We start from the raw sequence: 24,583 nt of genomic DNA, 5'->3' as shown, positions 1-24,583 counted from the left end.
ACCTATTCAAAGAGCGACTATCATGGCCCGCGAATACAAAATCGAAGACTACCGCAATTTCGGTATCATGGCTCACATCGACGCCGGTAAGACGACGATGACCGAGCGCATCCTGTTCTATACCGGTAAGAACCATAAGATCGGCGAAACCCACGATGGTGCGTCGACCATGGACTGGATGGAGCAGGAACAGGAACGCGGTATCACCATCACGTCCGCTGCTACGACCACGTTCTGGCAGGGCCGGGATGGCAAGAAGCGCCGCTTCAACATCATCGACACTCCGGGCCACGTCGACTTCACGATTGAAGTTGAACGTTCGCTCCGCGTTCTCGACGGCGCGATCGCGCTGCTCGACGCCAACGCTGGCGTTGAGCCTCAGACGGAAACCGTGTGGCGTCAGGCTGAAAAGTACCACGTCCCCCGTATGGTCTTCGTCAACAAGATGGACAAGATCGGTGCTGACTTCTACCGTTGCGTAGAAATGGTTGGCTCGCGTCTTGGCGCTGTTGCACTTCCGGTTCAGCTGCCGATCGGCGCTGAAAACGAGTTCACCGGCGTTATCGACCTGATCGAAATGAAGGCCCTGACCTGGGATGGCACCATCGGCGCAGCTGCCGAAGTTGGCGAAATTCCTGCAGACCTCAAGGACAAGGCTGAAGAATACCGCGAAAAGCTCATCGAGCTGGCCGTGGAAATCGACGAAGCCGCGATGGAAGCATATCTGGAAGGCACCATGCCGACCAATGATGAGCTGCGCGCGCTGATCCGCAAGGGCACGATCGACGTCAAGTTCCATCCGATCCTCTGCGGTACCGCATTCAAGAACCGTGGCGTTCAGCCGCTTCTTGACGCTGTTGTCGAGTTCCTGCCGGCTCCGACCGACGTTCCTGCCATCAAGGGCATTGACGTCAAGACGGAAACCGAAACGACCCGCGAATCTTCGGATGAAGCTCCGCTGTCGATGCTTGCGTTCAAGATCATGAACGACCCGTTCGTCGGTTCGCTCACCTTTGCTCGTATCTACTCTGGCAAGCTGACCAAGGGCGTTTCGCTGGAAAACACCGTCAAGGGCAAGCGTGAGCGTATCGGCCGTATGCTGCAGATGCACTCGAACAGCCGTGAAGACATCGAAGAAGCCTTTGCTGGCGACATCGTTGCTCTGGCTGGCCTCAAGGAAACCACCACTGGCGATACGCTCTGCGATCCGCTGAAGCCGGTTATCCTTGAACGCATGGAATTCCCGGATCCGGTTATCGAAATCGCGATCGAGCCGAAGACCAAGGCCGACCAGGAAAAGATGGGCATCGCGCTCAATCGTCTGGCAGCTGAAGATCCTTCGTTCCGCGTAAAGTCGGATGAAGAATCCGGTCAGACCATCATCGCCGGCATGGGCGAACTTCACCTCGACATTCTCGTCGATCGCATGAAGCGCGAATTCAAGGTTGAAGCCAACGTCGGTGCTCCGCAGGTTGCTTACCGTGAATCGATCACCCGTCAGGCTGAAATCGATTACACCCACAAGAAGCAGTCGGGTGGTTCGGGTCAGTTCGCTCGCGTGAAGATCATCTTCGAACCGCATGATGGCGACGATTTCATCTTCGAATCGAAGATCGTCGGCGGATCGGTTCCGAAGGAATACATTCCGGGTGTCCAGAAGGGTATCGAAAGCGTCATGGGTGCGGGTCCGCTCGCCGGCTTCCCGATGCTCGGCGTGAAGGCCACCCTGATCGACGGCGCGTACCATGACGTTGACTCGTCTGTTCTCGCCTTCGAAATCGCGTCCCGTGCAGCGTTCCGTGAAGGTGCGCAGAAGGCTGGCGCTCAACTCCTCGAGCCGATCATGAAGGTCGAGGTTGTTACGCCGGAAGATTACGTTGGTGACGTTATCGGCGATCTGAACTCGCGTCGCGGTCAGATTTCCGGCACCGAAGCCCGCGGCATCGCCACGGTCGTCAATGCAAACGTTCCGCTGGCCAACATGTTTGGCTACGTGAATTCGCTGCGTTCGATGTCCCAGGGCCGTGCACAGTACACGATGCAGTTCGACCATTATGAGCCGGTTCCGACGGCGGTCGCACAGGAAATCCAAAAGAAGTTTGCGTAATCGGAGCGCATGTCTCCCGGAAGTGGATACCGGTTCCGGGAGAAAGACATGCGTAATCTGAAGGTTACGCTCCCAATCAAAAGAATGCCTGAGCAGGCTAAATTTACGGAGAGCTCAAATGGCAAAGAGTAAGTTTGAACGTACGAAGCCCCACGTTAACATCGGCACCATCGGTCACGTTGACCATGGCAAGACCTCGCTGACTGCAGCGATCACGAAGTTCTTCGGTGAATTCAAGGCGTATGACCAGATCGACGCTGCACCGGAAGAACGCGCCCGCGGTATCACGATCTCGACGGCTCACGTTGAGTACGAAACTGCCAACCGTCACTACGCACACGTCGATTGCCCAGGCCACGCTGACTATGTGAAGAACATGATCACCGGCGCTGCACAGATGGACGGCGCGATCCTGGTTGTTTCGGCAGCTGACGGCCCGATGCCGCAGACCCGTGAGCACATCCTGCTCGCTCGTCAGGTTGGCGTTCCGGCAATCGTTGTGTTCCTGAACAAGTGCGACCAGGTTGACGACGCAGAACTGCTCGAACTGGTTGAACTGGAAGTGCGCGAACTTCTCTCGAAGTACGACTTCCCGGGCGACGAAGTTCCGATCATCAAGGGCTCGGCTCTTGCAGCTCTCGAAGATTCCTCGAAGGAACTCGGCGAAGACGCAATCCGCAACCTGATGGACGCTGTCGACAACTACATCCCGACCCCGGAACGTCCGGTTGACCAGCCGTTCCTGATGCCGATCGAAGACGTGTTCTCGATCTCGGGTCGCGGTACGGTTGTGACGGGTCGCGTTGAGCGCGGTATCGTCAAGGTCGGCGAAGAAGTTGAAATCGTCGGCATTAAGGCAACCTCGAAGACGACGGTTACCGGCGTTGAAATGTTCCGCAAGCTGCTCGATCAGGGCCAGGCTGGCGACAACATCGGTGCACTGGTTCGCGGCGTTGGCCGTGACGACGTTGAACGCGGTCAGGTTCTCTGCAAGCCGGGTTCGGTCAAGCCGCACACCAAGTTCAAGGCAGAAGCTTACATTCTGACCAAGGACGAAGGTGGTCGTCATACGCCGTTCTTCACCAACTACCGCCCGCAGTTCTACTTCCGTACGACTGACGTGACCGGTATTGTGACCCTGCCGGAAGGCACGGAAATGGTTATGCCTGGCGACAACGTTACCGTTGACGTTTCGCTGATCGTCCCGATCGCCATGGAAGAGAAGCTCCGCTTCGCTATCCGTGAAGGTGGCCGCACCGTCGGTGCAGGCATCGTCGCTTCGATCATCGAGTAATTAAGGTTTGTGCAGGAGCGTCTCTCCGGAGACGCTCCGCGTAACAAGGAACAGATGAAATGAACGGTCAAAATATCCGCATTCGCCTTAAGGCGTTTGATCATCGGATCCTTGACGCTTCGACGCGGGAAATCGTGTCGACTGCCAAGCGTACCGGTGCAAATGTGCGCGGACCGATCCCGCTTCCAACACGGATCGAGAAGTTCACGGTAAACCGGTCGCCGCACATCGACAAGAAGAGCCGCGAGCAGTTCGAGATGCGCACGCACAAGCGTCTTCTCGATATCGTTGACCCGACCCCGCAGACTGTTGACGCGCTGATGAAGCTCGATCTGTCCGCCGGTGTCGATGTCGAGATCAAGCTTTAATCGGCTTGAGGACGGAAGGAACGAACCCGATGCGTTCAGGTGTTATTGCACAGAAGCTGGGCATGACCCGCGTCTATAACGACGCCGGCGAGCATGTGCCGGTGACGGTTCTCCGCATGGAGAATTGCCACGTGGTAGCTCAGCGTACAGTTGAAAAGAATGGTTACACGGCTGTTCAGCTTGGCGTTGGTATCGCCAAGGTAAAGAACACGTCCAAGGCTATGCGCGGTCATTTCGCGAAGGCCGAGGTCGAGCCCAAGGCGAAGCTTGCGGAATTCCGCGTTTCTCCGGACAACCTCCTCGAAGTCGGCGCGGAAATCACCGCCGAACACTTCGTCGCCGGCCAGAAGGTCGACGTGACGGGTACTTCGATCGGTAAAGGTTTTGCCGGTGTTATGAAGCGTCACAATTTTGCTGGTCATCGCGCCTCCCACGGTAACTCCATTACCCACCGCGCTCACGGCTCGACCGGTCAGCGTCAAGACCCGGGTAAGGTGTTCAAGGGCAAGAAGATGGCTGGTCATATGGGCCAGACCCGCGTGACCACGCAGAATATTGAAGTTGTCTCGACGGACACTGATCGTGGCCTCATTCTGGTCCGCGGTGCGGTTCCGGGCTCCAAGGGCGCCTGGATCATCGTCCGCGACGCAGTCAAGGTCTCGCTGCCTGAGAACGCGCCGAAGCCGGCCGCTCTGCGTGCAGGTGCCGCCAAGGCTGAAGCCGCCGCGACTGAGGGAGCCGAATAATGGATCTCACGATTACAACTCTTGAAGGCAAGGATGCCGGCAAGGTCAAGCTGAACGAAGATATCTTCGGCCTCGACCCGCGTGACGACATTCTTCAGCGCGTTGTGCGCTGGCAGCTGGCTCGCCGCCAGCAGGGCTCCCATCAGGCTCAGGGCCGTGGCGACGTAAGCCGCACCGGCGCGAAGATGTACAAGCAGAAGGGTACGGGTCGCGCTCGTCACCATTCGGCTCGTGCTCCGCAGTTCCGCGGTGGTGGTCAGGCTCACGGACCAGTTGTCCGTAGCCATGAACACGACCTGCCGAAGAAGGTTCGCGCTCTTGGCCTGCGTCATGCTCTTTCCGCCAAGGCAAAGGCATCCGACCTGATCATCATCGATGATCTGGCGGCTTCCGAAGCCAAGACGAAGCAGCTTGTTTCTCAGTTCGCCAAGCTCGGTCTTGAAAATGCACTGCTCATCGGCGGCGCAGAGATCGACGTGAACTTCCAGCGTGCGGCTTCGAACATCCCGAACATCGACGTTCTGCCAGTGCAGGGCATCAATGTTTACGACATTCTTCGCCGTGGCAAGCTCGTGCTTTCCAAGGCGGCTGTCGAAGCCCTCGAGGAGCGTTTCAAATGACTGATCTTCGCCATTACGACGTGATCGTCAGCCCGGTTATCACCGAGAAGTCTACTCTGGTTTCTGAACACAACCAGGTCGTCTTCAACGTAGCCCGCAAGGCAACGAAGCCGGAAATCAAGGCTGCAGTGGAAGCGCTGTTCGGCGTCAAGGTTACCGCAGTCAACACTGCAGTGCGCAAGGGTAAGGTCAAGCGGTTCCGCGGCATTATCGGGCGCCAGAGCGACGTCAAGAAAGCGATCGTTACTTTGGCTGAAGGCCAGAGCATCGACGTTTCGACCGGTCTCTGAGAGGCCTTGGAGTAAGAAACAATGGCACTCAAGCATTTTAATCCGACCACGCCGAGCCAGCGTCAGCTGGTCATCGTGGATCGCTCGGAACTCTACAAGGGCAAGCCGGTCAAGTCCCTGACCGAAGGTCTGTCCAAGAAGGGTGGCCGTAACAACACCGGTCGTATCACTGTTCGCTTTCAGGGCGGTGGTCACAAGCGTTCGTACCGCTTCATCGATTTCAAGCGTCGCAAGCTTGACGTCGTGGGCACCGTCGAACGCCTGGAATACGATCCGAACCGCACCGCGTTCATCGCGCTGATCCGTTACGAAGACGGCGAACTCGCATACATCCTGGCTCCGCAGCGTCTTGCTGTCGGCGACAAGGTGATTGCTGGTAATTCCGTCGACGTTAAGCCGGGCAACGCAATGCCGCTTGCTTCGATGCCAGTTGGCACGATCGTCCACAACGTCGAACTGAAGCCTGGTAAGGGCGGTCAGATCGCACGTTCGGCTGGCACCTACGCCCAGCTCGTCGGTCGCGACCAGGGCATGGCGATCCTGCGCCTCAACTCTGGTGAACAGCGTCTGGTTTCCGGCGCCTGCTTCGCTTCGGTTGGTGCAGTTTCGAACCCGGATCACGGCAATATCAACGACGGCAAGGCCGGTCGTTCGGTATGGCGTGGCAAGCGTCCGCACGTTCGCGGTGTTGCAATGAACCCGGTCGATCACCCGCATGGTGGTGGTGAAGGTCGTACCTCGGGTGGTCGTCACCCTGTCACTCCGTGGGGCAAGCCTACGAAGGGCAAGAAGACGCGCTCGAACAAGGCGACTGACAAGTTCATCATGCGTTCGCGCCATCAGCGCAAGAAGTAAGAGAGGTAGTCTAAAGTGGCTCGTTCAGTTTGGAAAGGTCCGTTTGTCGACGGCTATCTTCTCAACAAGGCTGAGAAGGTACGCGAAGGCGGTCGTAACGAAGTTATCAAGATGTGGAGCCGCCGCTCCACCATCCTGCCGCAGTTTGTCGGTCTGACTTTCGGCGTCTACAACGGCAACAAGCATGTGCCGGTGTCGATTTCGGAAGAAATGGTCGGACACAAGTTCGGTGAATTCGCGCCTACGCGTACCTACTACGGTCACGGCGCGGACAAGAAGGCAAAGAGGAAGTAACGATGGGCAAGGCCAAGGCTCCCCGCCAGCTTAAGGATAACGAGGCGAAAGCCGTCGCCCGTACGCTCCGCGTCAGCCCGCAGAAGCTTAACCTTGTCGCGAGCATGATTCGCGGCAAGAAAGTGAATGCGGCACTTGCCGATCTGACGTTCTCGCGCAAGCGGATCGCCGATACGGTTAAGAAGACGCTAGAGTCGGCGATTGCAAACGCTGAAAATAATCACGACCTCGACGTCGATGCTTTGATCGTCGCCGAAGCCTATGTGGGCAAGTCGATCGTCATGAAGCGCTTCCACGTCCGTGGCCGTGGCCGCGCGAGCCGTATCGAGAAGCCGTTTTCGCATCTCACCATTGTTGTCCGCGAAGTCGCGGAAAAAGGGGAGGCCGCATAATGGGTCAGAAGATTAATCCGATCGGTCTTCGTCTCGGCATCAACCGCACCTGGGATTCGCGTTGGTACGCAAATACCGGTGAGTACGGCAAGCTGCTGCATGAAGATGTGAAGATCCGCGAGTTCCTCACCGAGGAACTCAAGCAGGCTGCGATTTCGAAGATCGTAATTGAGCGTCCGCACAAGAAGTGCCGCGTGACGATCCACTCGGCTCGTCCGGGCATCATCATCGGCAAGAAGGGTGCAGACATCGAAAAGCTCCGCAAGAAGCTTTCCGAGATGACCAATGCCGATACTTCGCTCAACATCGTTGAAGTTCGCAAGCCGGAAATCGACGCTACGCTGATCGCTCAGTCGATCGCTCAGCAGCTCGAACGCCGTGTGGCATTCCGTCGCGCCATGAAGCGTGCCGTTCAGTCGGCAATGCGTCTTGGAGCCGAAGGTATCCGTATCAACTGCTCGGGTCGTCTGGGTGGTGCGGAAATCGCTCGCATGGAATGGTACCGTGAAGGTCGCGTTCCGCTTCATACTCTGCGCGCCGATATTGACTACGGTACAGCAGAAGCGAAGACCGCTTATGGTATCTGCGGCGTGAAGGTCTGGGTCTTCAAGGGCGAGATCCTTGAACACGATCCGATGGCTTCCGAACGTCGTGCGGTCGAGGGTGACAATCAGGGTTCCTCGTCGAACCGCCGCCGCGAAAACGCTTAAAAAGCGGGCCGCGGGCGAGAAATTTGGAGTAGAGAACAATGATGCAGCCTAAGCGCACCAAGTTCCGCAAGCAGTTCAAGGGCCGTATCCACGGCAACTCGAAAGGCGGCACGGATCTGAATTTCGGTGCTTTCGGTCTGAAGGCTCTCGAGCCGGAACGCGTCACCGCACGTCAGATCGAAGCGGCTCGCCGCGCGATCACCCGTCACATGAAACGTGCCGGTCGCGTGTGGATCCGCATCTTCCCTGACCTGCCGGTAACTTCGAAGCCTACCGAAGTCCGTATGGGTAAAGGTAAGGGTTCGGTTGACTTCTGGGCATGCCGTGTGGCACCAGGTCGCGTGATGTTTGAGCTTGACGGCGTACCCGAAGATGTGGCACGCGAAGCCCTCAGACTCGGCGCAGCAAAGTTGCCGATCAAGACGCGCTTTATCCAGCGCATTGCTGAATAAGGAGAGGCAACGATGAAAGCCGCAGACGTTCGGGCGAAAAGCACCGATCAGATGAACGACGAGTTGGCCGCACTGAAGAAAGAACAGTTCAATCTGCGCTTTCAGAAGGCTACCGGCCAGCTCGAAAAGACCGCGCGCGTGAAGCAGGTTCGCCGCGACATCGCGCGTATTAAGACTATTGCCCGCCAGAAGGCGGCCGAAAGCAAGGCATAAGGAAAAAATATCATGCCTAAACGCGTTCTGCAGGGCGTTGTCGTCAGCGATAAGAACGACAAGACTGTTGTGGTTAAGGTTGAGCGTCGCTATTCGCATCCGCTCCTCCAGAAGACCGTGCGTCAGTCGAAGAAGTACAAGGCGCATGACGAAAACAACCAGTTCAAGGTTGGTGATTCCGTTTCCATTCAGGAATCGGCTCCGATCTCGAAGGACAAACGCTGGGTCGTTCTGACGAACGAAGCAGCGGGCTAAATTACAAACACGCAGCTTAGGTAGGGCAGGAGCCCTTAACCAGCTGAAGGAAAAGAAGGCGGCCAGTCATGATTCAGATGCAAACAAACCTCGACGTGGCGGATAACTCCGGCGCACGTCGTGTCATGTGCATCAAGGTGCTGGGCGGCTCGAAGCGGCGTTATGCTTCCGTTGGCGACATCATTGTGGTGTCGATCAAGGAAGCTATTCCGCGCGGCCGCGTCAAGAAGGGTGACGTGATGAAGGCGGTTGTTGTACGCACCGCCAAGGACATCCGTCGTCCGGACGGCAGCGTAATTCGTTTTGATAACAACGCAGCTGTTCTCATCGATAACAAGAAAGAGCCTATCGGCACGCGTATCTTCGGACCGGTTCCGCGCGAACTTCGCGCAAAGAACCACATGAAGATCATCTCGCTGGCTCCGGAAGTTCTGTAAGGAAGCACAACGATGCAAAAGATTCGCAAAGGCGACAGCGTTGTCGTGCTGTCCGGTAAGGACAAGGGCCGTAAGGGCGAGGTTCTTAAGGTTATGCCTAAGGACGAGCAGGCGCTCGTTCGTGGCATTAATATTGTGAAGCGTCATCAGCGCCAGACCCAGACCCAGGAAGCCGGCATTATCTCCAAGGAAGCGCCGATCCACCTGTCCAACCTGGCAATTGCTGATCCCAAGGATGGCAAGCCGACCCGCGTCGGTTTCCGCGTTGAGGACGGCAAGAAGGTTCGTGTCGCAAAACGTTCTGGAGCGCTGATCGATGGCTGAAGCTAAGGCACTTCCACGCTTCAAGAAGCTTTATCAGGATAATATCCGTAAAGCGCTCCTTGAAGAGTTCAAATACGACAACGAGATGCAGATTCCACGCATCACGAAGGTTGTCCTCAATATGGGCGTTGGCGAAGCCACCGGCGATTCGAAGAAGCCTTCGGTTGCCGCTGAAGACCTCAGCCAGATTGCCGGCCAGAAGGCCGTCATCACACGCGCCCGTAACTCGATCGCAACCTTCAAGTTGCGTGAAGGCATGCCGATTGGCACGAAGGTTACCCTTCGCCAGGACCGCATGTATGAATTCCTTGATCGTCTGGTGACGATCGCTCTTCCTCGCGTTCGCGACTTCCGCGGCCTGAACCCGAAGAGCTTCGACGGACGTGGCAACTACGCCATGGGCATCAAGGAGCACATCGTGTTCCCCGAAATCAACTACGATAAGGTTGATCAGATCTGGGGCATGGACATCATCGTTTGCACGACCGCCAAGACGGATGATGAAGCGCGCTCTCTTCTGCGTGCATTCAACTTCCCGTTTCGGCAGTAACGGCAAGCGTAGCGAGGTATAGATAACATGGCCAAGACTAGCGCAGTCGAAAAAAACAAGCGCCGCGAAAAGTTGGTTAAGCGTCATGCTGAAAAGCGTGCACGTCTGAAGGCGATCGTAATGGATCAGGGCCTTCCGCTGGAGGAGCGCTTCCGCGCCACTATCCGGCTTGCCGAACTGCCGCGCAATTCGTCGAAGGTTCGTATTCGCAATCGTTGCGAAGTATCGGGCCGTCCGCGTGGTTATTACCGTAAACTGAAGATGTCGCGTATTGCGCTGCGTCAGTTGGGTTCGCTCGGACAGATTCCGGGCGTCGTCAAGTCGAGCTGGTAAGGAGTAGCATATGTCTGTGTCAGATCCTCTCGGCGATATGCTGACCCGTATCCGCAACGCAGTAGGCCGCAAGAAGACCAAGGTTACGACCCCGGCTTCGAAGCTGCGCGCTCGCGTTCTCGATGTTCTTCAGTCTGAAGGTTACATCCGCGGATACTCGCAGAGCGAATTCGTGAACGGCAAGGCCGAGATCGAAATCGAGCTGAAGTATTATGAAGGTGTTCCGGTTATCCGTGAGATCAGCCGCGTATCGAAGCCTGGCCGTCGCGTTTATGTGTCGGTCAAGTCGATCCCGCAGGTTGCAAACGGCCTCGGCATCTCGATCCTCTCCACGCCGAAGGGCGTAATGGCGGATCATGAAGCCCGTGAACAAAACGTTGGTGGTGAGCTGCTCTGCCGCATCTTCTGATGCGGTTGACAGCGAACAGATAAAAGACAGGTATTAAAATGTCTCGTATCGGTAAAAAACCCGTGCCGGTCCCGGCAGGCGTGACCGCCAGTGTTGATGGGCAGATCGTCAAGGCCAAGGGCGCGAAGGGTGAACTCTCCTTCGTCGTGCACGATGAAGTTCTGGTCAAGATGGAAGACGGCGCTATCAGCGTCGATCCGCGCGACCAGTCGAAGGAAGCTCGTTCGAAGTGGGGCATGTCCCGCACGATGATCTCCAACATTTTTGTTGGCGTGAAGGACGGCTTCGAGAAGAAGCTCGAAATCAGCGGCGTCGGTTACCGCGCTGCCATGCAGGGCAAGAACCTGCAGCTTTCTCTCGGCTTCAGCCATGAAGTGGTCTATGACGTGCCTGCTGGCATCACTGTTGCCGTGCCGAAGCCGACGGAAATCGTCGTCACCGGTATCGACAAGCAGCAGGTCGGTCAGGTCGCGGCTGAGATCCGCGAATATCGCGGCCCCGAGCCTTACAAGGGCAAGGGCGTCAAGTATGCTGGCGAGAAGATCGTCCGCAAAGAAGGCAAGAAGAAGTAAGGGAAGCGCGTCATGGCATCGCCAAAAGAAACTTTGCAGCGTCGCGCTGCTCGCGTGCGCCGTCAGCTCAAGTCTGCCGCCAACGGCCGACCACGCCTCAGCGTACACCGCTCTTCGAAGAACATCTACGCCCAGATCATCGACGACGTCCGCGGCGTTACGCTTGCGGCCGCTTCGACCCTCGATGGCGACCTCAAGGGCAAGCTCAAGACCGGCGCAGACCAGGCAGCAGCAGCTGCCGTTGGCAAGCTGGTTGCTGAGCGCGCCGTCAAGGCTGGCGTTAAGGACGTAGTGTTCGACCGTGGTGCATTTATTTTCCACGGCCGCGTGAAGGCTCTCGCCGAAGCTGCCCGCGAAAGCGGCCTCAGCTTCTAATAGAAGTTTGTGCTTCCGGAAAAGAAAAAAGGAAATCAGGATATGGCACAGAGAGAACGTAACCGCGAAGACCGCGGTCGCGAGGAGCGCGACAGCGAGTTCGTTGACAAGCTCGTTCACATCAATCGCGTAGCCAAGGTCGTCAAGGGCGGCCGTCGCTTCGGTTTTGCTGCTCTCGTCGTCGTTGGCGATCAGAAGGGCCGCGTAGGCTTCGGTCATGGCAAGGCACGTGAAGTGCCGGAAGCTATCCGTAAGGCTACCGAAGCTGCCAAGCGCGACATGATCTTCGTTCCGCTGCGTTCGGGTCGTACTCTGCATCATGACGTCGAAGGCCGTCACGGTGCTGGCAAGGTTCTGCTCCGTGCAGCTCCTGCCGGTAAGGGTATCATCGCCGGTGGTCCGATGCGTGCAGTGTTCGAAACGCTCGGCGTTCAGGACGTTGTCGCCAAGTCGCTCGGTTCGTCGAACCCATACAACATGGTTCGCGCGACGTTTGATGCTCTCAAGCATCAGATGCATCCGAAGGATATCGCGGCACAGCGCGGCATCAAGTACTCGACCCTTCAGGCTCGCCGCCATGATGTGGTCGGTTCGGAAGAATAGCCGATAGTTTGTGTTAGTCCGGGGTCTGACAGTTTCTGCAAGAATTTGCATTCGACACTGAAACAGGCCACCGGATACGCCATAGACAAAGGATTTGAGTGATGGCTGAGAAGAAGGGTAAGACGGTTACGGTCGAACAGATCGGAAGCCCTATCCGTCGTCCAGCCGAACAGCGTGCAACGCTGATCGGCCTCGGACTTAATAAAATGCACCGCCGCCGCACGCTGGAGGATACTCCTTCGGTTCGTGGCATGATCGCCAAGGTTCAGCATCTCGTCCGCATCGTGGACGAGGCCTGATAACGCAGGGGATAGAGACATGAAACTCAACGATCTGCGTGACAAGCCAGGTTCCGTCAAGGCGCGCAAGCGCGTTGGCCGTGGTATCGGCTCGGGCACAGGTAAAACCGCTGGCCGCGGCGTCAAGGGTCAGAAGTCCCGTTCGGGCGTCTCGATCAATGGCTTCGAAGGCGGCCAGATGCCAATCTACCGTCGTCTGCCGAAGCGCGGCTTCACCAACATCTTTGCAAAGAGCTTCAACGTTGTGTCGCTCGGCCGTGTTCAGGCCGCTATCGACGCCGGCAAGCTGGACGCCAAGGCTGTTGTGAACCTCGAAGCGCTGAAGGCTGCTGGTGTGATTCGTCGCGCCAAGGACGGCGTTCGCATTCTTTCGGATGGCGAACTGAAGGCAAAGGTAACCTTTGAGGTTGCTGGCGCTTCCAAGTCGGCAGTCGAGAAGATCGAAAAGGCTGGCGGTAGCATTAAGCTTCCTGAAGTAGCAGCTGCCGAATAAGGCTTCTGCATCAAAATTATAAGCGGCGGCCCAGGGCAATTCCGGGAAAGATGCAGTGCATTTTTCCATTTGGAACTGCGATAAAAACTGGGCCGCCGCTTGCACATTTATGCCAATGCGCATATCTGGGTTGGGTCTTCTTGTCCGGAAGGACGCGGGTTGATTAAACGCGTGTCGATGGGAGTAGGGGACCGGAGACTTTTCACCGGAGAAATTTAATGGCATCGGCTGCTGAACAGCTAGTTTCCAATCTCAATTTCTCGGCTTTCTCGAAAGCTGATGAACTCAAGAAGCGCATCTGGTTCACACTGGGCGCTTTGCTCGTATATCGGTTCGGCACCTATATTCCGCTTCCGGGAATCAATCCTGACGCTCTTGCGCAGGCTTTCCAGCAGCATAGTCAGGGTGTACTCGGACTTTTCAACATGTTCGCCGGTGGCGCCGTTGGTCGTATGGCCATTTTCGCGCTCGGCATCATGCCTTACATCTCGGCTTCCATCATCGTGCAGCTCATGACGTCGGTTGTTCCGTCGCTTGAAGCGCTGAAGAAGGAAGGCGAGGCGGGTCGCAAGATCATCAATCAGTATACGCGTTACGGCACCGTGCTTCTGGCGCTTGTGCAGGCCTATGCCATTTCGGTGGGCTTGCAGTCGGGTAACGGCATTGTCATGAATCCGGGGCCGTTCTTCATCGTTTCATCGGTGATTACGCTCGTTGGCGGCACCATGTTCCTGATGTGGCTCGGTGAGCAGATCACGGCACGCGGTATCGGCAACGGTATCTCGCTCATCATCTTCTCCGGTATCGTCGCGAACCTTCCGCATGCCATTTCCGGCACGCTGGAACTGGGCCGTACCGGCGCTCTGTCGACGGGCCTCATTCTGGGCGTCATCGTGCTCGCAATCGCCTTGATTGCGGTCATCGTGTTCGTCGAGCGCGCTCAGCGCCGTCTTCTGATCCAGTATCCGAAGCGTCAGGTTGGCAACCGTATGTTCCAGGGCGACACGTCGCATCTGCCGCTGAAGCTCAATACTGCAGGCGTCATTCCGCCGATCTTCGCATCGTCGCTGTTGCTTCTGCCCGCGACCGTTGCTGGCTTTGCCAACACGACGGAAATGCCTGCCTGGGCTACCACGGTTCTCAACGCATTGGGCCATGGACAGCCGCTTTACATGCTGTTCTACGCTGGCTTGATGGCGTTCTTCTGCTTCTTCTACACGGCCATCGTGTTCAATCCCAAGGACACGGCTGACCAGCTCAAGAAGCATTCCGGCTTCATCCCGGGCATTCGCCCCGGTGAGCGGACTGCGGAATATATAGACTATGTGTTGACCCGCATCACGGTTGTCGGCGCCATCTATATTATGCTTGTCTGTCTTCTGCCGGAATTCCTGATTTCCGCGACCGGCGTGCCGTTCTATCTTGGCGGTACATCGCTGCTAATTGTCGTGAGCGTTACGCTCGATACGGTTGCGCAAGTTCAGGGACATCTTATCGCCCATCAGTATGAAGGGCTGATCAAGAAGTCCAAACTCAGAGGTGGGAAACGCAATAAATGAGACTGATACTTCTTGGGCCGCCCGGAGCAGGTAAGGGGACGCAGGCTGGACTTCTTACCAAGAAGCATGGAATTCCGCAGCTTTCGACTGGCGATATGCTGCGTTCGGCAGTCGCTCAGCAGAGCGAAGTCGGAAAGCGCGCCAAGGCGGTCATGGATGCCGGTCAGCTGGTTTCCGACGAGATCGTCAACCAGATCGTGTCGGAGCGCATCGACGCTCCGGATTGCGCGAACGGTTTCATTCTCGACGGCTACCCGCGTACGGTTCCGCAAGCTGAAGCTCTCGGCGGAATGCTCGCAAACAAAGGCCTGAAGCTCGATGCAGTCATCGAGTTGAAGGTTGATGAGAATGCCCTGGTCAAGCGGATGGAGAGCCGCGTGGCCGAAACGATCGCCAAGGGCGGTCAGGTGCGTTCGGACGACAATCCGGAAGCTTTCCGCAAGCGTCTGATCGAGTATCGCGAAAAGACCGCGCCGCTTTCGAGCTATTACGCCGGAACCGGTGAACTGCGTGTCCTCAACGGCATGGCGCCGGTTGAAGAAGTGACTGCCGAAATCGAGAGAATTCTCGTTCCGGCGTGAAGGCTTGGACGAACGCATCGGCCCAAAAATCGGGATCGTTTTTTGGAAAGCACGATGCGCAGATTCAAACACGGGCAGAAAAGCGGTTAGCGTTTTCTGCCCGTTTATTGCTTCCAGAAGTCGATTCGATTGTCTGTAAGGCCGGTTTAACGGCTTTACGAACGTTTAAGAGTTGACTTTTTCGGGCGATTCCGTCAAAGACTGCGCCACTTCATTTGGTTTTGAATGGCAGGTAGCGGCGGAAATCGAAAAGAGGCCGATACCGGTCATTTTATGCTGTCTGGGGGATTAGTCTTTCAGGCGGAAGTGATTAACATTAAGGAGAACAGACGTGGCACGTATCGCTGGCGTCAACATCCCGACGAACAAGCGCGTTGTTATTGCGCTTCAGTACATCCACGGGATTGGACCGAAATTTGCTCGGGAAATCGTAACGAAGGTTGGCATTGCCGACGAACGTCGCGTTAACCAGCTGACGGATGCTGAAGTCCTTCAGATCCGCGAAGCAATCGATGCTGACTACCAGGTCGAAGGTGACCTGCGTCGTGAAGTTTCGATGAACATCAAGCGCCTGATGGACCTGGGTTGCTACCGCGGCCTGCGTCATCGTCGTTCGCTGCCGGTTCGCGGCCAGCGCACGCATACCAACGCACGCACCCGTAAGGGTCCGGCGAAGGCTATCGCAGGCAAGAAGAAGTAATTTCGACGGAACGTTTCGTTCCGTCGGGCCTTTCCGGTGCGCCGGTTGGGTTTGATACTGGTCCTTTCGTGAGGACCGGTGTAGCCGCTGGAATTACGGCGGTGTAGAGATCGATTGAAAGGACTATCATGGCCAAGGAAGCCACGCGCGTTCGCCGTCGCGAGCGTAAAAACATCTCGTCGGGCGTTGCCCACGTAAATTCGACGTTCAACAACACCATGATCACCATCACGGACGCTCAGGGCAATGCGATTGCCTGGTCTTCCGCAGGTGCTCAGGGTTTCAAGGGTTCGCGTAAGTCGACCCCGTTTGCCGCACAGATCGCTGCCGAAGATTGCGCCAAGAAGGCTCAGGAACACGGCATGCGCTCCCTCGAAGTCGAGGTTTGCGGACCGGGTTCTGGCCGTGAATCCGCGCTGCGCGCCCTTCAGGCTGCCGGCTTTGTGATCACGTCGATCCGCGATGTTACGCCGATCCCGCACAACGGTTGCCGTCCGCGCAAGAAGCGCCGGGTCTAATCCTCGTTCACATGCCGCACGAACCCTGGAGCAATTCAGGGTTCCTCTGCGGTTTCTACACTTGATCGCTACGATAGGATGGTAGCGACGATTGATAGAGGGATACTTACATGATCCAGAAGAACTGGCAGGAACTGATCAAGCCGAACAAGGTGGAATTTATCACCCACGGCTCCCGCACGCATGCAACCGTCGTTGCTGAACCGCTAGAACGCGGTTTCGGTCTGACGCTCGGCAATGCTCTGCGTCGCGTGCTTCTGTCGTCGCTGCGCGGCGCTGCCGTGACCGCCGTACAGATCGACGGCGTTCTGCATGAATTCTCTTCTATTCCGGGCGTCCGCGAAGACGTTACGGATATCGTTCTGAACGTCAAGGAAATCGCCATCCGTATGGAAGGTGAGGGCCCGAAGCGCATGGTCGTCCGCAAGGAAGGCCCAGGCGTCGTTACGGCTGGCGACATTCAGACTGTCGGCGATGTCGAAATCCTGAACCCGGATCACGTCATCTGCACGCTGGATGAAGGCGCTGAAATCCGCATGGAATTCACTGTCAACACCGGCAAGGGCTATGTGCCTGCCGACCGCAACCGTGCGGAAGATGCTCCGATTGGGCTTATCCCGGTCGACAGCCTGTATTCCCCGGTTCGCAAGGTGTCGTACAAGATCGAGAACACCCGTGAAGGCCAGGTTCTCGATTATGACAAGCTGACGCTGAACATCGAGACCAACGGTTCGGTCACGGGTGAAGACGCAGTGGCTTATGCTGCTCGTATTCTCCAGGACCAGCTGGCGATCTTCGTCAACTTCGAAGAGCCTCAGAAGGAAGCTCCGCAGGAACAGGTTGCGGAACTCGCTTTCAACCCGGCTCTGCTCAAGAAGGTGGACGAGCTCGAGCTGTCTGTCCGTTCGGCAAACTGCCTGAAGAACGACAACATCGTCTACATCGGCGATCTGATCCAGAAGACGGAAGCCGAGATGCTGCGGACTCCGAATTTCGGCCGCAAGTCGCTCAACGAGATCAAGGAAGTTCTCGCGTCGATGGGTCTCCATCTTGGTATGGAAATCCCGTCCTGGCCGCCTGAAAATATCGAAGATCTCGCAAAGCGCTACGAAGACCAATACTAAGCATTTCCAGCGAAAGTGCGAAGCGGTTTCGCGCGGGATAATGCTTGAATTAAAGACCAGCATTTCCAGCGAAAGTGCGAAGCGGTTTCGCGTCGGACAATGCGTTAATCGAAAATAAGACCGGCATATCCCGGTACGTTACGAATTAAAGGAGAAGGCCATGCGCCACGGTAATGGACAGCGTAAGCTGAACCGCACTGCCTCGCATCGCAAGGCAATGTTCGCCAACATGGCGGCTTCGCTCATCGAGCACGAACAGATTGTGACCACGCTTCCGAAAGCCAAGGAAATCCGTCCAATCGTTGAAAAGCTTGTCACGCTCGGCAAGCGCGGCGATCTGCATGCACGCCGTCAGGCTATCTCGGCTATCCGCGACGTTAAGGTCGTGGCTAAGCTGTTCGATACGCTGGCTACGCGCTATGCAACCCGCAACGGCGGCTACATCCGCATCATGAAGGCTGGCTTCCGCGCTGGCGACAACGCGCCTCTGGCCGTTGTTGAATTCGTGGAACGCGATGTCGATGCAAAGGGCAAGGCTGACCGCGCCCGCGTCGAAGCTCAAGCTGCTGCTGAAGCCGACGCTGCGTAATTCACGCTGATAAAGATTTAAAAAGGGCCGCCTTGTGCGGCCCTTTTTATTTGCGCTGCTGCTTGCATATGCGGCCACACGTTGATGTGACGGAAAATTGCACCGGCTTTTTGCATGTGGTCACAATGTGGCCCTTTATCCTTGGCCTCACTTCATTACATATGGACAACGAGCCCCGTATTCCTCCATTGGGAGTTGAACGGGAAGGCTGGGAAAGCGCGGAGTTTGTGCATGAATTGGCGACGTTTCGGAATCACGGGCATCATTCTGGCATCGATTGGCATGGCAGGACTGCCAGCCATAGCGCAGGATGCGCCAGCACCGGCAAAGCAGATACCGCTCAGCCGGGCTGATATGCAGCTTTCCTTCGCCCCTTTGGTCAAGGAAACCACACCCGCCGTTGTCAATGTCTACGCTGCGCGACAGGTGCAGGCTCAGGCGCAGTCGCCATTTGCGGGCGATCCCTTCTTTGAGCAGTTCTTCGGCAGGCAGTTTCGCGACACCAAGCCCCGCATCCAGCAGTCACTCGGCTCCGGCGTTATTGTCGATGCGTCGGGCATCGTCGTGACCAATAATCACGTCATCAAGGACGCGGACGAAATCAAGGTCGCGCTGTCCGATGGCCGGGAATTCGAAAGCAAGCTTCTGCTGCGCGATGAGACCACAGATCTGGCCGTCTTGAAAATCGAATCCAAGGAGAAATTTCCGGTCCTGTCGTTGGGTAATTCCGACGAAGTGGAAGTGGGCGATCTTGTGCTTGCTGTCGGCAACCCGTTTGGCGTCGGTCAGACCGTGACGAGCGGCATCGTCTCGGCGCAATCGCGCACGCAGGTCGGTATTTCCGACTTCGATTTCTTTATTCAGACAGATGCTGCGATCAATCCCGGCAATTCCGGCGGTGCTCTGGTGGATATGCGCGGGCGGCTGATCGGGATCAATACGGCGATCTATTCGCGTTCCGGCGGTTCTGTCGGCATTGGCTTCGCCATTCCGTCTAATATGGTGCGCGCTGTGATTCAGGCCGCGCAAAGCGGCAGCACCAGCTTCGAACGCCCTTATATCGGTGCGACCTTTCAGGGCGTGACGGCGGATATAGCCGAAGGCCTCGGCATGGAGAAGCCTTATGGCGCCCTGATTACGGCGGTTGCCAAAGGCGGACCGGCTGAAGCCGCAGGCTTGAAGGTTGGCGATGTGGTGCTTTCCGTGCAGGGTACGCGCATCGATAATCAGGATGTGCTCGGCTATCGTCTTTCGACCGCCGGCATCGACAGCACGGTGTCCATTGCGATCCTGCGTGGTGGCGAAAATCTGACCCTGCCGGTCAAGCTGACCAAAGCACCCGAGGTGAAGCAAACCGCGCCTTTGGTTATTGAGGGTGATAACCCATTTGCCGGTGCCGCTGTGCAGGAGCTGACGCCGTCCACTGCCGCAAAATTGCGCCTGAAGCGCGATGCAAACGGCGTGGCGGTGATGGATGTTTATTCCGGCTCGCCAGCCGCACGGCTGGGCTTACGCCCCGGCGATATCATTCGCAACCTGAATGGCAATGTGATCCGCAGCGTAACCGATCTTTCTTCGGTCCTGAATGCGGGCCGCGGTCTGGCATGGCGTATGGAAATCGAACGCAACGGCACGCTCCTGCGCCAGTTCGTTCGATAAACCGGCTACAGAAAGTTGCATGCCGCTTCAGGTAAGCTTATGCCTTCATGTCTGATCCAAAAGTCGCCATGCCGGGCTGCAAATGGCAATTTCTGCGCTTACCTAGGCTCACGTACCCTAATGTACGCTGCGCTCCGGTTCTCGAAATCACCATTTTCCCCACGGCCTGCCGCTTTTTGATTTAGACACTGAAGCGGCATTTATTTTTCGACAGAGTCATCGAATGAGCGATCTTTTTTCATCGGCGTCAGACCCGAATGCGGACCGTAATCGTCCGCTGGCCGACCGTCTGCGTCCGAAGCATCTGTCTGAGGTCACCGGTCAGGAACATCTGACCGGGCCGGAAGGCGTGTTGACGCGCATGATCGCATCCGGTTCGCTCGGTTCGATGATTTTCTGGGGGCCGCCCGGAACCGGTAAAACCACCGTTGCCCGACTGCTGGCTGGCGAAACCGATCTTGCCTTCGAGCAGATTTCTGCAATCTTTTCCGGTGTTGCCGATCTCAAGAAAGTTTTTGAGACGGCCCGCGCGCGGCGCATGTCCGGGCGGCAGACCTTGCTGTTTGTCGACGAAATTCATCGCTTCAATCGTGCGCAGCAAGATTCCTTCCTGCCGGTGATGGAAGACGGCACCGTCATCCTGATTGGCGCGACCACCGAAAATCCATCATTCGAACTCAATGCCGCTCTTTTGTCGCGCGCGCGGGTGCTGACCTTTCATCCGCATGACGCGGAGAGTATTGCGACGCTGCTGATCCGCGCCGAAGAGCAGGAAGGCCGTCCGCTGCCGCTGGATGAGGAGGCGAGGGCGAGCCTTATCCGTATGGCCGACGGGGATGGCCGTGCTGCATTGACGCTGGCCGAGGAAATCTGGCGTGCCGCAAGGCCAGACGAGGTCTTTACGGTAGAAAAACTTCAGGACGTGGTGCAGCGTCGTGCGCCGGTCTACGACAAGAGCCAGGACGGGCATTACAATCTGATCTCGGCGCTGCATAAATCGGTGCGCGGGTCTGATCCCGACGCGGCGCTTTATTATCTGTCGCGCATGTTCGATGCAGGGGAAGACCCGCTTTATCTCGGGCGGCGCCTGGTGCGTATGGCGGTTGAAGATATCGGGCTGGCAGATCCGCAGGCGCTCGTCATCTGCAACGCGGCCAAGGATGCCTATGACTATCTGGGTTCGCCGGAAGGTGAACTGGCGCTGGCGCAGGCCTGCGTTTATCTGGCAACCGCACCAAAGTCGAATGCCGTTTACTTGGCTTATAAAGCTGCGATGCGCGCAGCCAAGGAAAATGGCTCTCTGGTGCCGCCAAAGCATATTTTGAACGCTCCTACCAAGCTGATGAAGAACGAGGGCTATGGCGACGGTTACGCCTATGACCACGATCAGCCTGATGCTTTTTCGGGTCAGGATTATTTCCCCGAAAGTCTCGGACGGCAGAAATTCTATGATCCGCCGGAGCGCGGCTTTGAACGCGATATCCGCAAACGGCTCGACTATTGGGCACGTCTGCGCCAGGAGCGTCAGGGCAGGAACCGATAGGCCTGCCCGCTTGTCGCTCAATGCAATAGTGCAGCATGCCGTACAGGATTGCCGTGATCGTAATCGCAAAGGCTGGGTGCCAGCCCCGATAGTACGAATAGGCAAGCAGGCGCCCCTGATCATGCCGCGAAACAACACTTCTCCCGCAAAGGCGACGAAGACGAGATTGTTGACGGCCCAGATCCCCAAATAGGGCATGATCTTCGGGTCGAACTTCATATAGCCGATCGCCAAGGCGAGAGGAATCACGGTTATAAGGCAACCACTCAACATCATTCCGATGATGTTGAGTGTTCTGGCCGTTCCCGCCGCGCAGTCCGGTTAATAGGACGTTTACTTTTACATTTTATCAATCTTTATAATTTGACGAGGTTTCCCATGATGCGCGTTTTGTGTCTCGTAGCGCTCGTGATCCTTGGAGGCTGTGCGACCGCCCCGCGGCAGGTCAGCAATGTATGCGCAGTCTTCGATCAGCGTGACGGTTGGTTTAACAATTGGCAGAGTGCCGCCACGCGCGTTTCGCGTGAATTCGGCGTGCCGGTTCCGGTTTTGATGGCGACGATCTATACGGAATCGGGCTTCCAGCCCTATGCACGACCGCCCCGCACGAAGATTCTCTGGATCATTCCATGGAAGCGCGCATCCAGCGCCTATGGCTATTCGCAAGCGCTCGACGGGACCTGGGATCGCTACAAGCGGGAGACTGGGCGCTGGACCGCTTCGCGCACCAATTTTGCCGACGCTATCCATTTCATCGGCTGGTATCACTATCAAAGCTATCAGAAGAACGGCATCAACCGCGCGGATGCGTATAGCCTCTATCTGGCTTATTACAGCGGCCATGGCGGCTATGCGCGTGGGGCCTGGCGTGGGAATGCGACGGCGCTCAATGGCGCGAAGAGGGCCCAGGCCATGGCCAATCGTTATGCGGCACAGTTGCGTTCCTGTGGCGGGATTAGCTAAAAGGTGAGGACGGGGGATTCAAATACGAAATTTGGAACACCGTCCGGCCTTAATCGCAACTATCATGCGCGCGGAATCGCAAATTGAGGATGACCTTTGCATGTTGAAAAAAATCGGTATCGGCCTGATTGGAGCCACCTTGCTGGCGGGCTGCACCACTGACCCTTATACGGGCGAACAGAAGATGTCGAACACGGCGGGCGGTGCTGCTATCGGCGCTGCCGTCGGCGCTTTGGGTGGCCTCATGGTTGGCGGTTCCAGCCGTGCACAGCGCAACGCCGTGCTGATCGGCGCAGGTATTGGCGCGCTCGGTGGCGGCGCTATCGGCAACTATATGGATCGCCAGGAAAATGAGCTGCGCGCGCAGCTTCAGGGCACCGGCGTATCCGTGACGCGTAACGGCGATCAGATCATCCTGAACATGCCGTCGAGCATCACCTTCGATACGGATCAGGATCAGGTGAAGAGCCAGTTCTATCCGACGCTGAACTCGGTGGCCATCGTGCTGCGCAAGTTCAACCAGACCCTGGTTGACGTCCTGGGTCACACCGACTCGACGGGTAGCGCCAGCCATAATCAGGATTTGTCGCAGCGTCGTGCCGGATCGGTGGCAAGCTATCTCGGTTCGCAGGGCATCGACCCACGCCGCTTTGCGATCATCGGTTATGGCGCAAGCCAGCCGGTCGCGACCAATGCGACGCCTGAAGGTCGTGCTCAGAACCGTCGCGTTGAAATTCAAATTTCACCGCTGCGGGGCGCAAGCTAACCCTTGGGCAGACAGAATCGGGCCGCTGTGGTCCCATCTAACGAACGCAGTTCCTCGCGAGAGGGCTGCGTTTTTCTATGTTCGGGCCGAATCGTTGCTCCGCCGAAAGTGGCGGAGCTGCTTAAAGCGTGGATAGGCTTTTTATTTTACGTCTCTCTAATTATAGAGAACAATAATGGAACAAAATAGTAATATTGTTTTATTTCAGACTGTTAGCCTTATTGCCAAACGAGAACAAAACAGATACAAATAGATATTGGCGATGAGCCTGCCGGGCTTCTAGCGGGACAAGAGGATGGTGTAAGATGTCTCAGAATTCATTGCGACTTGTTGAGGATAATTCAGTGGACAAGACTAAGGCACTTGATGCGGCGCTGTCACAGATCGAAAGAGCGTTCGGCAAAGGCTCGATCATGCGCCTGGGTCAGAACGACAAGGTGGTCGAGATCGAAACCGTATCGACCGGCTCGCTCTCTCTGGACATCGCGCTGGGTGTAGGCGGCTTGCCCAAGGGCCGCATCGTCGAAATTTACGGGCCGGAAAGCTCCGGTAAGACCACGCTCGCGCTACACACCATTGCTGAAGCGCAGAAGAAGGGCGGCATCTGCGCATTCGTTGACGCTGAACATGCGCTCGACCCTGTCTATGCACGTAAGCTTGGCGTGGATTTGGAAAACCTGCTGATCTCGCAGCCGGACACCGGCGAGCAGGCGCTTGAAATTACCGACACGCTCGTGCGTTCCGGTGCCATTGATGTTCTCGTCGTGGACTCCGTTGCAGCGCTGACGCCGCGTGCGGAAATCGAAGGCGAGATGGGCGATTCGCTCCCCGGTCTCCAGGCCCGTCTGATGAGCCAGGCGCTGCGCAAGCTCACCGCTTCGATCTCGCGTTCGAATTGCATGGTCATCTTCATCAACCAGATCCGTATGAAGATCGGCGTCATGTTCGGTTCGCCTGAAACGACTACCGGCGGTAATGCACTGAAGTTCTACGCTTCGGTTCGTCTCGATATCCGTCGCATCGGTTCCATCAAGGAGCGCGATGAGGTTGTCGGCAACCAGACCCGCGTGAAGGTTGTGAAGAACAAGCTTGCTCCTCCCTTCAAGCAGGTTGAGTTCGACATCATGTATGGCGCCGGTGTTTCCAAGACGGGCGAACTGGTCGATCTTGGCGTGAAAGCCGGTGTGGTCGAAAAGTCCGGCGCTTGGTTCTCCTATAATTCGCAGCGTCTCGGTCAGGGCCGTGAAAACGCGAAGCTTTACCTCAAGGAGAATCCTGAAGTAGCGCGCGAAATCGAAACGACGCTTCGCCAGAATGCCGGTTTGATCGCGGAACAGTTCCTTGAAGATGGCGGCCCGGAAGAAGATAGCGGGTCCGACGCTGCGGAGATGTAATCTCCGCTGTTGGTTCGGTTCGAACCTCAAGTTCCGCTTGAAAGTTGGAGGCCCTGTGCTGTTGCGCAGGGCTTCACTTTTTTCAGTCGCAGCTTGATAGGGATTCAACCGCACCGGCAAAAGCTGGTTTCAGGTGCTGAATTTGCCTTTATGGCGCACGCTGCTTATCTGGACAGAAAAGCAGCACATCGTTAAA

The 24,583-nt window shown here is 56.8% G+C and carries 34 protein-coding genes; all 34 read left to right on the top strand.

The annotated features are described in order from the left end of the window. The first annotated feature begins 22 nt into the window (after positions 1-22). Positions 23-2,107 carry an elongation factor G gene (fusA, locus tag D8666_RS03340; protein WP_109369230.1) on the top strand — a complete coding sequence of 695 codons (2,085 nt, stop codon included), beginning with the start codon at positions 23-25 and terminating at the stop codon, positions 2,105-2,107. Positions 2,108-2,225: 118 nt separating this feature from the next. Next, positions 2,226-3,401, top strand: a complete 1,176-nt coding sequence (gene tuf / locus D8666_RS03335) for an elongation factor Tu (RefSeq protein WP_109369229.1) — start codon at positions 2,226-2,228, stop codon at positions 3,399-3,401. Positions 3,402-3,460: 59 nt separating this feature from the next. Continuing rightward, the gene (gene rpsJ / locus D8666_RS03330) at positions 3,461-3,769 is read left to right on the top strand and encodes a 30S ribosomal protein S10 (RefSeq protein WP_002964363.1); all 309 of its coding nucleotides are present in this window, start codon (positions 3,461-3,463) and stop codon (positions 3,767-3,769) included. A gap of 29 nt (positions 3,770-3,798) precedes the next feature. After that, positions 3,799-4,515 (top strand): 50S ribosomal protein L3, encoded by a 717-nt coding sequence (rplC, locus tag D8666_RS03325; RefSeq protein ID WP_109369228.1) that lies wholly within the window; start codon positions 3,799-3,801, stop codon positions 4,513-4,515. Then, the gene (rplD, locus tag D8666_RS03320) at positions 4,515-5,135 is read left to right on the top strand and encodes a 50S ribosomal protein L4 (RefSeq protein WP_078340772.1); all 621 of its coding nucleotides are present in this window, start codon (positions 4,515-4,517) and stop codon (positions 5,133-5,135) included. The genes rplC and rplD overlap by 1 nt, the downstream gene beginning before the upstream one ends. Continuing rightward, entirely contained in the window at positions 5,132-5,425 is a 294-nt protein-coding gene (locus tag D8666_RS03315; RefSeq protein ID WP_078340773.1) for a 50S ribosomal protein L23, read from the top strand. The genes rplD and D8666_RS03315 overlap by 4 nt, the downstream gene beginning before the upstream one ends. 21 nt (positions 5,426-5,446) lie before the next feature. Next, positions 5,447-6,280 carry a 50S ribosomal protein L2 gene (rplB, locus tag D8666_RS03310; protein WP_109369227.1) on the top strand — a complete coding sequence of 278 codons (834 nt, stop codon included), beginning with the start codon at positions 5,447-5,449 and terminating at the stop codon, positions 6,278-6,280. Positions 6,281-6,295: 15 nt separating this feature from the next. After that, entirely contained in the window at positions 6,296-6,574 is a 279-nt protein-coding gene (rpsS, locus tag D8666_RS03305) for a 30S ribosomal protein S19 (RefSeq protein WP_109369226.1), read from the top strand. Positions 6,575-6,576: 2 nt separating this feature from the next. After that, positions 6,577-6,966 (top strand): 50S ribosomal protein L22, encoded by a 390-nt coding sequence (rplV, locus tag D8666_RS03300; protein ID WP_109369225.1) that lies wholly within the window; start codon positions 6,577-6,579, stop codon positions 6,964-6,966. Beyond that, positions 6,966-7,676 (top strand): 30S ribosomal protein S3, encoded by a 711-nt coding sequence (gene rpsC, locus D8666_RS03295; protein WP_006467024.1) that lies wholly within the window; start codon positions 6,966-6,968, stop codon positions 7,674-7,676. The genes rplV and rpsC overlap by 1 nt, the downstream gene beginning before the upstream one ends. A gap of 38 nt (positions 7,677-7,714) precedes the next feature. Next, positions 7,715-8,128, top strand: coding sequence for a 50S ribosomal protein L16 (rplP, locus tag D8666_RS03290; protein WP_109369224.1), 414 nt, complete (start codon positions 7,715-7,717; stop codon positions 8,126-8,128). A 12-nt stretch (positions 8,129-8,140) separates the two neighbouring features. Next, the gene (rpmC, locus tag D8666_RS03285; RefSeq protein ID WP_078340776.1) at positions 8,141-8,341 is read left to right on the top strand and encodes a 50S ribosomal protein L29; all 201 of its coding nucleotides are present in this window, start codon (positions 8,141-8,143) and stop codon (positions 8,339-8,341) included. 12 nt (positions 8,342-8,353) lie between these two features. Further along, positions 8,354-8,596, top strand: a complete 243-nt coding sequence (gene rpsQ / locus D8666_RS03280) for a 30S ribosomal protein S17 (RefSeq protein WP_109369223.1) — start codon at positions 8,354-8,356, stop codon at positions 8,594-8,596. A gap of 68 nt (positions 8,597-8,664) precedes the next feature. Next, positions 8,665-9,033, top strand: a complete 369-nt coding sequence (gene rplN, locus D8666_RS03275; protein ID WP_004683923.1) for a 50S ribosomal protein L14 — start codon at positions 8,665-8,667, stop codon at positions 9,031-9,033. A 12-nt stretch (positions 9,034-9,045) separates the two neighbouring features. Next, positions 9,046-9,357, top strand: coding sequence for a 50S ribosomal protein L24 (gene rplX, locus D8666_RS03270; RefSeq protein WP_006467020.1), 312 nt, complete (start codon positions 9,046-9,048; stop codon positions 9,355-9,357). Next, positions 9,350-9,907: a 50S ribosomal protein L5 gene (gene rplE, locus D8666_RS03265; protein WP_109369222.1), complete on the top strand. Its 558-nt coding sequence runs from the start codon at positions 9,350-9,352 to the stop codon at positions 9,905-9,907. Before rplX ends, rplE begins: the two co-directional genes overlap by 8 nt. Before the next feature lie 27 nt (positions 9,908-9,934). Next, on the top strand, positions 9,935-10,240 hold the full coding sequence (rpsN, locus tag D8666_RS03260; RefSeq protein ID WP_109369221.1) for a 30S ribosomal protein S14: 306 nt from the start codon (positions 9,935-9,937) through the stop codon (positions 10,238-10,240). 10 nt (positions 10,241-10,250) lie between these two features. Next, entirely contained in the window at positions 10,251-10,649 is a 399-nt protein-coding gene (rpsH, locus tag D8666_RS03255) for a 30S ribosomal protein S8 (protein ID WP_078340781.1), read from the top strand. Positions 10,650-10,687: 38 nt separating this feature from the next. Beyond that, positions 10,688-11,221, top strand: a complete 534-nt coding sequence (gene rplF, locus D8666_RS03250) for a 50S ribosomal protein L6 (protein ID WP_109369220.1) — start codon at positions 10,688-10,690, stop codon at positions 11,219-11,221. Between the two features lie 12 nt (positions 11,222-11,233). Continuing rightward, complete coding sequence (gene rplR, locus D8666_RS03245) at positions 11,234-11,596, top strand: 50S ribosomal protein L18 (protein WP_078340783.1); 363 nt, start codon at positions 11,234-11,236, stop codon at positions 11,594-11,596. A 42-nt stretch (positions 11,597-11,638) separates the two neighbouring features. Further along, a complete protein-coding gene (gene rpsE, locus D8666_RS03240; protein ID WP_006467009.1) occupies positions 11,639-12,199 on the top strand; it encodes a 30S ribosomal protein S5 in 561 nt (186 codons plus the stop codon). 101 nt (positions 12,200-12,300) lie between these two features. Continuing rightward, the gene (gene rpmD, locus D8666_RS03235) at positions 12,301-12,498 is read left to right on the top strand and encodes a 50S ribosomal protein L30 (protein WP_078340784.1); all 198 of its coding nucleotides are present in this window, start codon (positions 12,301-12,303) and stop codon (positions 12,496-12,498) included. 19 nt (positions 12,499-12,517) lie between these two features. Next, entirely contained in the window at positions 12,518-12,991 is a 474-nt protein-coding gene (gene rplO, locus D8666_RS03230; protein ID WP_109369219.1) for a 50S ribosomal protein L15, read from the top strand. Positions 12,992-13,209: 218 nt separating this feature from the next. After that, a complete protein-coding gene (gene secY / locus D8666_RS03225) occupies positions 13,210-14,550 on the top strand; it encodes a preprotein translocase subunit SecY (RefSeq protein WP_109369218.1) in 1,341 nt (446 codons plus the stop codon). Continuing rightward, positions 14,547-15,131, top strand: a complete 585-nt coding sequence (locus tag D8666_RS03220) for an adenylate kinase (RefSeq protein ID WP_109369217.1) — start codon at positions 14,547-14,549, stop codon at positions 15,129-15,131. The genes secY and D8666_RS03220 overlap by 4 nt, the downstream gene beginning before the upstream one ends. Before the next feature lie 331 nt (positions 15,132-15,462). Beyond that, positions 15,463-15,831, top strand: coding sequence for a 30S ribosomal protein S13 (gene rpsM / locus D8666_RS03215; RefSeq protein ID WP_109369216.1), 369 nt, complete (start codon positions 15,463-15,465; stop codon positions 15,829-15,831). Positions 15,832-15,959: 128 nt separating this feature from the next. Beyond that, positions 15,960-16,349, top strand: coding sequence for a 30S ribosomal protein S11 (gene rpsK / locus D8666_RS03210; RefSeq protein WP_002964339.1), 390 nt, complete (start codon positions 15,960-15,962; stop codon positions 16,347-16,349). A gap of 110 nt (positions 16,350-16,459) precedes the next feature. Next, positions 16,460-17,473 carry a DNA-directed RNA polymerase subunit alpha gene (locus D8666_RS03205; protein ID WP_109369215.1) on the top strand — a complete coding sequence of 338 codons (1,014 nt, stop codon included), beginning with the start codon at positions 16,460-16,462 and terminating at the stop codon, positions 17,471-17,473. Positions 17,474-17,633: 160 nt separating this feature from the next. After that, the gene (gene rplQ / locus D8666_RS03200) at positions 17,634-18,062 is read left to right on the top strand and encodes a 50S ribosomal protein L17 (protein ID WP_109369214.1); all 429 of its coding nucleotides are present in this window, start codon (positions 17,634-17,636) and stop codon (positions 18,060-18,062) included. A 231-nt stretch (positions 18,063-18,293) separates the two neighbouring features. Further along, complete coding sequence (locus D8666_RS03195) at positions 18,294-19,721, top strand: DegQ family serine endoprotease (RefSeq protein WP_121536274.1); 1,428 nt, start codon at positions 18,294-18,296, stop codon at positions 19,719-19,721. Between the two features lie 223 nt (positions 19,722-19,944). Further along, positions 19,945-21,264 (top strand): replication-associated recombination protein A, encoded by a 1,320-nt coding sequence (locus D8666_RS03190; protein ID WP_109369212.1) that lies wholly within the window; start codon positions 19,945-19,947, stop codon positions 21,262-21,264. Positions 21,265-21,642: 378 nt separating this feature from the next. Continuing rightward, a complete protein-coding gene (locus D8666_RS03185) occupies positions 21,643-22,227 on the top strand; it encodes a transglycosylase SLT domain-containing protein (protein ID WP_121536272.1) in 585 nt (194 codons plus the stop codon). Positions 22,228-22,327: 100 nt separating this feature from the next. After that, positions 22,328-22,993 (top strand): YiaD family glycine zipper/OmpA-like lipoprotein, encoded by a 666-nt coding sequence (locus D8666_RS03180; RefSeq protein WP_109370251.1) that lies wholly within the window; start codon positions 22,328-22,330, stop codon positions 22,991-22,993. A 305-nt stretch (positions 22,994-23,298) separates the two neighbouring features. After that, complete coding sequence (recA, locus tag D8666_RS03175) at positions 23,299-24,387, top strand: recombinase RecA (RefSeq protein ID WP_109369210.1); 1,089 nt, start codon at positions 23,299-23,301, stop codon at positions 24,385-24,387. Positions 24,388-24,583: the final 196 nt, after the last annotated feature.

It is taken from the genome of Ochrobactrum soli, from assembly GCF_003664555.1.
Taxonomy (GTDB): Bacteria; Pseudomonadota; Alphaproteobacteria; order Rhizobiales; family Rhizobiaceae; genus Brucella; species Brucella teleogrylli.
The sequence above is the reverse complement of the archived record's forward strand: the minus strand, read 5'-3'. Positions and strand labels throughout refer to the sequence as shown.

Coding starts and splice junctions, on each gene's coding strand:
- fusA (WP_109369230.1), top strand. CDS start 23: ATGGCCCGCGAATACAAAATCGAAGACTACCGCAATTTCGGTATCATG.
- tuf (WP_109369229.1), top strand. CDS start 2,226: ATGGCAAAGAGTAAGTTTGAACGTACGAAGCCCCACGTTAACATCGGC.
- rpsJ (WP_002964363.1), top strand. CDS start 3,461: ATGAACGGTCAAAATATCCGCATTCGCCTTAAGGCGTTTGATCATCGG.
- rplC (WP_109369228.1), top strand. CDS start 3,799: ATGCGTTCAGGTGTTATTGCACAGAAGCTGGGCATGACCCGCGTCTAT.
- rplD (WP_078340772.1), top strand. CDS start 4,515: ATGGATCTCACGATTACAACTCTTGAAGGCAAGGATGCCGGCAAGGTC.
- D8666_RS03315 (WP_078340773.1), top strand. CDS start 5,132: ATGACTGATCTTCGCCATTACGACGTGATCGTCAGCCCGGTTATCACC.
- rplB (WP_109369227.1), top strand. CDS start 5,447: ATGGCACTCAAGCATTTTAATCCGACCACGCCGAGCCAGCGTCAGCTG.
- rplV (WP_109369225.1), top strand. CDS start 6,577: ATGGGCAAGGCCAAGGCTCCCCGCCAGCTTAAGGATAACGAGGCGAAA.
- rpsC (WP_006467024.1), top strand. CDS start 6,966: ATGGGTCAGAAGATTAATCCGATCGGTCTTCGTCTCGGCATCAACCGC.
- rplP (WP_109369224.1), top strand. CDS start 7,715: ATGATGCAGCCTAAGCGCACCAAGTTCCGCAAGCAGTTCAAGGGCCGT.
- rpmC (WP_078340776.1), top strand. CDS start 8,141: ATGAAAGCCGCAGACGTTCGGGCGAAAAGCACCGATCAGATGAACGAC.
- rpsQ (WP_109369223.1), top strand. CDS start 8,354: ATGCCTAAACGCGTTCTGCAGGGCGTTGTCGTCAGCGATAAGAACGAC.
- rplN (WP_004683923.1), top strand. CDS start 8,665: ATGATTCAGATGCAAACAAACCTCGACGTGGCGGATAACTCCGGCGCA.
- rplX (WP_006467020.1), top strand. CDS start 9,046: ATGCAAAAGATTCGCAAAGGCGACAGCGTTGTCGTGCTGTCCGGTAAG.
- rplE (WP_109369222.1), top strand. CDS start 9,350: ATGGCTGAAGCTAAGGCACTTCCACGCTTCAAGAAGCTTTATCAGGAT.
- rpsN (WP_109369221.1), top strand. CDS start 9,935: ATGGCCAAGACTAGCGCAGTCGAAAAAAACAAGCGCCGCGAAAAGTTG.
- rpsH (WP_078340781.1), top strand. CDS start 10,251: ATGTCTGTGTCAGATCCTCTCGGCGATATGCTGACCCGTATCCGCAAC.
- rplF (WP_109369220.1), top strand. CDS start 10,688: ATGTCTCGTATCGGTAAAAAACCCGTGCCGGTCCCGGCAGGCGTGACC.
- rplR (WP_078340783.1), top strand. CDS start 11,234: ATGGCATCGCCAAAAGAAACTTTGCAGCGTCGCGCTGCTCGCGTGCGC.
- rpsE (WP_006467009.1), top strand. CDS start 11,639: ATGGCACAGAGAGAACGTAACCGCGAAGACCGCGGTCGCGAGGAGCGC.
- rpmD (WP_078340784.1), top strand. CDS start 12,301: ATGGCTGAGAAGAAGGGTAAGACGGTTACGGTCGAACAGATCGGAAGC.
- rplO (WP_109369219.1), top strand. CDS start 12,518: ATGAAACTCAACGATCTGCGTGACAAGCCAGGTTCCGTCAAGGCGCGC.
- secY (WP_109369218.1), top strand. CDS start 13,210: ATGGCATCGGCTGCTGAACAGCTAGTTTCCAATCTCAATTTCTCGGCT.
- D8666_RS03220 (WP_109369217.1), top strand. CDS start 14,547: ATGAGACTGATACTTCTTGGGCCGCCCGGAGCAGGTAAGGGGACGCAG.
- rpsK (WP_002964339.1), top strand. CDS start 15,960: ATGGCCAAGGAAGCCACGCGCGTTCGCCGTCGCGAGCGTAAAAACATC.
- D8666_RS03205 (WP_109369215.1), top strand. CDS start 16,460: ATGATCCAGAAGAACTGGCAGGAACTGATCAAGCCGAACAAGGTGGAA.
- rplQ (WP_109369214.1), top strand. CDS start 17,634: ATGCGCCACGGTAATGGACAGCGTAAGCTGAACCGCACTGCCTCGCAT.
- D8666_RS03195 (WP_121536274.1), top strand. CDS start 18,294: ATGAATTGGCGACGTTTCGGAATCACGGGCATCATTCTGGCATCGATT.
- D8666_RS03190 (WP_109369212.1), top strand. CDS start 19,945: ATGAGCGATCTTTTTTCATCGGCGTCAGACCCGAATGCGGACCGTAAT.
- D8666_RS03185 (WP_121536272.1), top strand. CDS start 21,643: ATGATGCGCGTTTTGTGTCTCGTAGCGCTCGTGATCCTTGGAGGCTGT.
- D8666_RS03180 (WP_109370251.1), top strand. CDS start 22,328: ATGTTGAAAAAAATCGGTATCGGCCTGATTGGAGCCACCTTGCTGGCG.
- recA (WP_109369210.1), top strand. CDS start 23,299: ATGTCTCAGAATTCATTGCGACTTGTTGAGGATAATTCAGTGGACAAG.